Consider the following 6,964-nt stretch of genomic DNA (forward strand, 5'->3'; position numbering starts at 1 on the left):
CTGCGCGTGGTCGCCAGCGCCCACGCGGGCACGCCGGGCTTTGCGGTCAGCGCGTTCGACGTCTCCGCCTGGCGCGCCAACGAGGAGCGTCTGACCTACGAGCTGCACAGCGACCGCATGACAGGACTGGCGAACGGGCTGGCGCTCGCGGCCGCCGTCAAGCACGCTCAAGAAGAAGCCGACGCGAGCGGCACAGGCGCCGCCTTGCTGCTCCTCGATCTCGACGATTACCAGCGCGTCAACCGGGCGCTCGGTTACGACGCCGGCGATACCCTGTTGCGCGAAACGGCGCGGCGGCTGGAAGCGCTCGTCACGCCCAACGAAACGCTCGCGCGCGTCACGAGCGACGAATTCGCCGTGCTCGTGCGCGCGGACACCCGCGAGCTGGCCGCGCAAGAGGCCGAAGCGCTCGGCCGGCGCTTCATGACCGCGGTGCAGCAACCGTACGTGGTGGACGGTCAGCCCGTGCACCTTTCGGCCAGCGCAGGGGTGGCGCTGTACCCCGACCCGACGCACGACAGCAGCGCATCCGGCTACTACGGCCAACTGCTGCGCCGAGCCGATCAGGCGCTCGCGCAGGCCAAGGCATTGGGCAGCAATACGCTCGCCTTTCATAGCGCGCACGCTGATCCGGCCGATGCCGAGCGCCTGAAATTGGAAGCCGATCTCTACGACGGCGTGCGCAATGGCGAGTTTTCGCTGCATTTTCAGCCGATCACGAGCAGCCAGACCGGCGGGGTCGTCGGCGTCGAGGCGCTGATCCGCTGGCATCACCCCGTCCATGGATTCGTGCCGCCGTCGACGTTCATTCCCCTCGCCGAATCGATCGGGCTCATCAACTACCTGGGCAACTGGGTGCTGAAGATCGCCTGCATGCAGCTCATGCAATGGGACGCGCAGGGGATCGTGATGCAGTACGTGGCCGTCAACGTTTCGCCGCAGCAGTTCCGGGACCCGCGCTTCACCCAGAACGTGCGCGACGCGCTGGCGCTGACGGGAGTGGACCCGGGCCGGCTCGTCTTCGAAATCACGGAATCGCTGCTGATGCAAGACCCGGCCCACGCGAAGGTGCTGCTGGAGGACCTGACGACGATCGGCATCCGGTTCGCCGTCGACGATTTCGGCACCGGCTACTCGTCGCTGGCATATCTGCAACGTTTTCCGCTGGCTAAACTAAAGATCGACCGCAGTTTCGTCGAGAACCTGCTAACCTCTCGCAACGATCAAGCGATCGTCTCTGCCGTGGTCGGCCTTGCGCAAACGCTCGAACTCGAACTCGTCGCCGAAGGCGTCGAGACGGAAGCGCAGCGCGAGTTGCTGACGGCGATGGGCTGCGATCACATTCAGGGTTGGCTGGTTTGTAAAGCATTGCCGTCCGACGAGTTGGCAAAACGCTTCGAGGACCGCGTGCTGCGCTTGCACGAGGCGGCGTGAGGCGGCCTTCGCCCCACCGGAGCGCGGCAAACACAAACAGATAGGCGTATGGTTCGAACGGGATTCACATGGTAAAGGCGGCGCTGCTCGATAAGCTGTGGGCGCGCATGAGCGAACGCGGCGATTTTCCGATGCTGTCGCAGTCGCTACGCACCACGATGGCCGCCATGACGAACGACGACCTCGATTTCACGGCGCTCGTGCAAGTCGTCCTATCCGATTTCGCCCTCACTCAAAAGGTGCTGCGGCTCGCGAACTCGGCCATGTACATGGCCTTCGGCGGCAACATCACAACGGTCACGCGGGCCCTGATGGTGCTCGGCATGGATGCCGTCGGCCATCTCGTGGTCGGTCTCAAGCTCGTCGATCACTTCCATCACAGCGCACCGCACCGGATCGACGCGAAGCTCGAACTGAACCGCACGATGCTGTCGGGCTGCGTCGCCCGCAAGCTGACCGAGCAAGGCGATCTGCGCGCGGGCGAGGAAGCCGTCGTCTGCACGCTGATGCGTCAAATCGGCAAGCTGCTCGTCGTCTTCTACCTCGAAACCGAATGGGAGCAAATCCGCCAGAAATCGATCGCAGGCGAGTTCGATGAAGCGGACGCCTGCGTCGATGTCCTGGGCGTCAGCTTCGAGGAACTCGGACAAGAAGCCGCCACGCGCTGGCGCCTGCCCGATACCATCCGGGCGGGCATGGGCACGTTCGAGCCCGAAGCCAAGGAAGCGCCGCAGGTGCAATGGCTGCGCGCGGTCACCAACTATTCGACCGAAGTGGCCAACGTCCTCAGTTCGGCCGACATGGGCGATTCAACCCGCGAAGCCCGGATCGCCGAGTTGGCCCACTGCTATAGCCGCGCCCTCGGGTCCGAACCTGAACAGCTCGCACAGATGACGGTCGCGCTCGCGCGCGAAGAAGCCGGCGAAGGGTTCATGCGGGAAATCGATGAGCTGCGGGCGAATGCGGATGCCATCGCCCGCGCGAGTGTCGACGCCGAAGCGCGCATCGCGGCCGGCTTGGAAGATTTGCGGGCGCTGCCCTCGGAGAACGCGCTGGCCCCCGTGCTCGCACTCGCGTCCGAAACGGTGCTGGCGGGACTGAGCTTCACGCGCACGATCGTGTTCGTGCGTCAGGGTTCGGGCTTTTACAAGGCAAGGCTCGGATTTGGCCGCGAGGTCGAACGTGCCCTCCCCTCGCTGTTCTTCAAGGAAGCCTTCGAACCTGATGTCTTCCACCTCGCCATCGCCAATTCGGTCGGCATCTTCATCGAGAACGCACGCGATCCGAAGATGATGGCGCGGCTGCCGCAGTGGTATCGCAACGCGTTCGACGACGCCCGCTCGTTCGTGCTGCTGCCTGTCATCGCCCATCAATCGACAGTCGCGTTGCTCTATGGCGATTGGTCGCTCGCCCAGGAACAGCGCAAAGTCTCGCAAACGCAGATGAGCGCACTGAACGAGCTCGCGCGCGAATTGGGACGGTTCTTCGCCCACGCGCCGGCACGGGAGCTCGAGACGCTTTGATGCGTCGCCCGGCGACAGCCCATGGCGAACGGCGATCCCAAATCATGAACTCATGAAATCATGATCGGGCCGCGGGGCCTTGGCATACCGATAGCCCGCGCGGCACCACCCTGGCGCGCACTCGCTGGCGTCATTCCTCGATTCGCTCGAGCCCCTCGTTTTCCTTGCTTTGATCGGCCGTGCTGGCCCATGCGGCTGCGGTGATCGCGATTTGAGCCAGTTCACATGACGTAAGCGGCGCCAGCGCGGCGCTCGCGCGATCGAGTGCGTCCCAATCGCCGCGCTCGAGCGATTCGATCGCCCCGAGCAGCGTGCCGAGCTGCCCTTCCCGCCGCAAAATCGCCGCCCGAATATGGGAGGCCAGCGTCAGGGCGTCGAGCGTCTCTTCGAGCGTGCCGCCGAACACGGCATCGACGAGCGAAAACACGCCCGTCAGAAAAGCGCCGTCCACTACCTTGCGGTTCACGGCGGCGAGCCGCGTGGACGCGAGTTCCATGAAGCGGGCACGCGTCGCGGCGAGCTGCACGAGCGGATCCTCTTCGAGACGGACCTTGCGGCCATCCGCGTAAAGAAGCAATTGCGTCCAGCGCGCGATCCGATTCGTCCCGGTGGCGTTGATCGCGTCGCGCAGTGTCGCGACTTTGCGCCCGATGCTGGCCTCGCCCGAATTGGCCAGACGCATCAGATGCATGACGAGCACGGGGTTGAGCTTGAGTTCGGCTTCCAGCTGCGCAACGCTCGGATCCGCCGAGAGCAGGCGCAGCAAATTCAGCAGCGCTTGACGCGGCGCGTTGATCCGGCGTGCGCTCAGCTTGCTGCCGCGGGCGAAGAAGTACCCTTGGAACAGATCGAAGTGCAGCGCCTTTGCTTGCTCGAACGCTTCATGCGTTTCGATGTTGAGCGCGATCATCAGCTTGCCGGCCGATTTGAGCGCCTTCATGAGCCGCTGCAGCAGCTCGGGATCGAAGCGCGCAGGATCGATCTTGATCGCATAGGCGTACGGCAGCAGCTTCGCGAATGCTTCGTCGGGCTGGCGCACGTCGTCGATCACGAAGCGATAGCGCCGCGCATGCAGCGTCATGAGACGGGCGATGAGCGCCGGATCGATCGTAAGCTGCGGCGATATTTCGAGGTAGAAGCGATCGGGTGCGAGACGGGCGATGGCATCCGAAAACAGCAGCGGGCGGCTGACGTTCAAGTATCCGTGATGGCCGGATAGCGCTGTGCGCACATCGCTCGCGCCGAGCGCATCGAGCAGATGCGCCGCCGCGGCATCGGTGGACTTCTGGGAATCGGCGTCTTCGCCAGCCGCGATGGGAAGCTCGCGCAGGTGGAGTTCGAAGCCGCGCAGCAAGCCGTCCGTATCGACGATTGGCGCCCTGGCGGGATAGCGCACATGGCCGGCTTGGGCGGAATCCGATTGCCCCTGAGCCGGATGCAGCGCCGAGTCGGTGATCGTCCCCATCGCCCCTCCTTTCTTGTTCTTACGTTAGCGGCGCGACGCTGGTCTCTACGTCATCTTTCTTCGCGCAGGTGGGGGCGATTATAACCGTAAAGCGGTGCAGGAAAACCGAGGCTTGGCACGCTGCGCGGCGCGGATTTCATCTCACCGCGCATGACGGGCGGCGCCGTTCCGCGCGACGCCCCATGCGGGCCTCATGCATGCCTCAAGGCGACTTTCAGACCGCTTTTTTGGCTATTTCAAGACAACCTTGACGTCAAAATATTTGGCGGCGATTTTGTCGATCGTGCCGTCGGCCTTGAGCGCCTTCAGCGCGCCGTTCAGCTGATCGAGCAGCGCCTTGTCGCCCTTGCGCACACCGTAGCCGACGCCCGAGCCGAGCAGCTTCTCATCCGCGACGGTGGGGCCTGCGAAGTCGAATCCGGCGCCCTGAGGACGCTTCAGGAAGCCCTTGGAAGCCGCTTCGGAATCCTGAAACGCGGCATCGAGACGCGCCGAGACGAGATCGGCGTAGACCTGATCCTGAGTTTGATACGAGACGACGTCGATGCCGGCCGGCGCCCATTTCGCCTTCGCGTACGTTTCCTGGATCGTGCCTTGCAGCACGCCGATATGCTTGCCCTTGAGCAAGGCGACGCTCGGTTGCAGCCCGCTGCCCTTCCTGGCGATCAGCTGGTTGGGAATCGTATAGATCGGGTCGGTGAAATCGATCGCGCGCCGACGTTGATCGGTGATCGTCATATCCGAATTGATCGCATCGAACTTGCGGGCTTGCAGCGCGGGAATGAGGCCATCGAAGTCGTTTTCGACCCAGACGCATTTGACCTTCAACTTCGCGCAGACAGCGTTGCCGACGTCGATGTCGAAGCCTTGCAATTGCCCCGACGCGTTCTTCGATTCGAACGGCGCGTACGACGCCTCGAGGCCGAAACGCAGCTCCTTCAAATCCGCAGCCGACACGCTGCCGGCCGCCGCAACCGTCGTCGCCGCGACCAGCGCGAGCGACACCTTCTTCCGCAAGTTCAGTTTCATCAATCGATCCTAGACAAAGGGAATACCAACGTGGAATCTGACGCGCATCGTGGCTGCTCCAAAAAAGCCGTTCAAATGCCTGCGTCGCGCATGATGCAGCGCACAAGGCAGTGGGGGACCGGCATTGTACGGGTATCGGGAGCCGCGACGCGCGCGATGAAGCAGGCGAGGAACCGCTGCGGATGCCTGAGCACGCGAACATGCGCTCACGCGAAGATGCAATTGCGTGTCGCGGGCGGGCAAGGTCCGCATGCGGTGCTATCGCGCCTCGGCGAAGCTCACGGCCGGGCTGGTCCAGGCGGATCGCATCTTGAGCATCCGTCGGAAGACAGGCCTGACCGCGAGCGCCGATGGCTACCGCGTCCTATCGCGCCGGTCGCTATCGATCCATCGTTCTTTCCCGCCAGCACCTATCCTTGAAGGCATGAAGATGTAATCAGGGAGAGCGTCATGAACGCAAGCACCCTCGTCGCGCTCGCCGTCGCCGGCTTCACAGGCATGTCAATGGCCGGAGCGCTCGCTCAAGAGCGGCCGCTCGGACATGAATCGGCGGTGGGCCCCGGCCCGGGTGCCGGCGAGCATGGCCGCTCAGGCATGGGGGAAGGCCGCGAGGCGCACGGCCCCGGCGGCATGGGCCAAGGACGGGAAGCACAAGGGCCTGGCGGCATGGGCCGAGGGCGGGAAGCGCAAGGGCCTGGCGGCATGGGCCAAGGGCGGGAAGCACAAGGGCCTGGCGGCATGGGCCAAGGGCGGGAAGTACACGGTCCCGTCCATCCCGGGGGCCCGGGCGCCGCGCCGCCCCCGGGTGGAGGCCGCCCGGCCGTTGGGCCTGGGCCGGCCATTGGGCCTGGGCCGGCCATTGGGCCTGGGCCGGCCGTTGGGCCTGGGCCGGCACGGGGCCCGCAACCCAGCCCTGCTTTGGGCCAACGGCCCGTCTCGCCGCCTGTCGCGCCCCCGGCCGCACCGGCGATGCGGGAAAACAACGGCCCAGCCGGCGTACAAAACTTCGGTCAAGGCCGCGCGCCGGAGCCGATGCCCCGTAGGGCACCGCGCGGCCCCGTCATCGAACACGCGCCGCGCGCCAATGGCGCAGTTCCGGCCCCTTATCGCGGCAATATCCATCGGTTTGTCGATCGAGACGCCCGTGTCTGGCGCGGCGGCCGCTGGCGCCATTCGCATCACGATGGCCGATTCGGCTGGTGGTGGGTCGTGGGCGGACTCTGGTATTTCTATCCGGAGCCGGTCTATCCTTATCCCGATCCGTTTGTGCCGGGCACGGTCGACTATGGGGCTGTTGGAAGCGGCCAGTATTGGTACTACTGCGAATCGGCGGGCCAATACTATCCCTACGTCACATACTGCCCCGAAGGATGGGAAGCAGTGGTGCCTGAGGAGTGAGCGGGACAGGGCACTAGGGCCTGTTCACGCTAATTCCAGGCTTGCGCTGGCTACCAGAAGGGCCGAGCGCAAGGAATGCGACGAAGGGAATACTCGACGTATTCACAAGGAGCAT

Annotated in this window: 5 protein-coding genes; 3 read left to right on the forward strand and 2 right to left on the reverse strand. The window is 64.7% G+C overall.

The window, feature by feature from the left end; all coding sequences use genetic code 11:
- Together ACTHL0_RS02320 and ACTHL0_RS02325 are read left to right on the forward strand one after the other, a co-directional pair.
- The coding region (locus ACTHL0_RS02320) for a putative bifunctional diguanylate cyclase/phosphodiesterase (protein ID WP_440564971.1) at window positions 1-1,434 on the forward strand (1,434 nt) is incomplete at its 5' end.
- Between the two features lie 68 nt (window positions 1,435-1,502).
- Window positions 1,503-2,957, forward strand: coding sequence for an HDOD domain-containing protein (locus ACTHL0_RS02325; RefSeq protein ID WP_440564972.1), 1,455 nt, complete (start codon window positions 1,503-1,505; stop codon window positions 2,955-2,957).
- A gap of 130 nt (window positions 2,958-3,087) precedes the next feature.
- On the opposite strand, the gene ACTHL0_RS02330 is transcribed toward ACTHL0_RS02325, so the two are convergent.
- Both ACTHL0_RS02330 and ACTHL0_RS02335 read right to left on the reverse strand, forming a co-directional pair.
- Window positions 3,088-4,422, reverse strand: a complete 1,335-nt coding sequence (locus tag ACTHL0_RS02330; protein WP_440564973.1) for an EAL and HDOD domain-containing protein — start codon at window positions 4,420-4,422, stop codon at window positions 3,088-3,090.
- Between the two features lie 231 nt (window positions 4,423-4,653).
- Window positions 4,654-5,451 carry an ABC transporter substrate-binding protein gene (locus tag ACTHL0_RS02335; protein WP_440564974.1) on the reverse strand — a complete coding sequence of 266 codons (798 nt, stop codon included), beginning with the start codon at window positions 5,449-5,451 and terminating at the stop codon, window positions 4,654-4,656.
- Window positions 5,452-5,901: 450 nt separating this feature from the next.
- On the opposite strand from ACTHL0_RS02335, the gene ACTHL0_RS02340 reads away from it, so the two are divergent.
- The gene (locus ACTHL0_RS02340) at window positions 5,902-6,849 is read left to right on the forward strand and encodes a hypothetical protein (protein ID WP_440564975.1); all 948 of its coding nucleotides are present in this window, start codon (window positions 5,902-5,904) and stop codon (window positions 6,847-6,849) included.
- Window positions 6,850-6,964 lie beyond the last annotated feature (115 nt).

The sequence above is a fragment of the Trinickia sp. genome (assembly GCF_051961175.1).
Lineage (GTDB): Bacteria > Pseudomonadota > Gammaproteobacteria > Burkholderiales > Burkholderiaceae > Trinickia.

Bases quoted from the DNA above. Each gene is read 5' to 3' on its own strand.
- ACTHL0_RS02330 (WP_440564973.1), bottom strand. From the start codon at position 4,422: ATGGGGACGATCACCGACTCGGCGCTGCATCCGGCTCAGGGGCAATCG.
- ACTHL0_RS02325 (WP_440564972.1), top strand. From the start codon at position 1,503: ATGGTAAAGGCGGCGCTGCTCGATAAGCTGTGGGCGCGCATGAGCGAA.
- ACTHL0_RS02335 (WP_440564974.1), bottom strand. From the start codon at position 5,451: ATGAAACTGAACTTGCGGAAGAAGGTGTCGCTCGCGCTGGTCGCGGCG.
- ACTHL0_RS02340 (WP_440564975.1), top strand. From the start codon at position 5,902: ATGAACGCAAGCACCCTCGTCGCGCTCGCCGTCGCCGGCTTCACAGGC.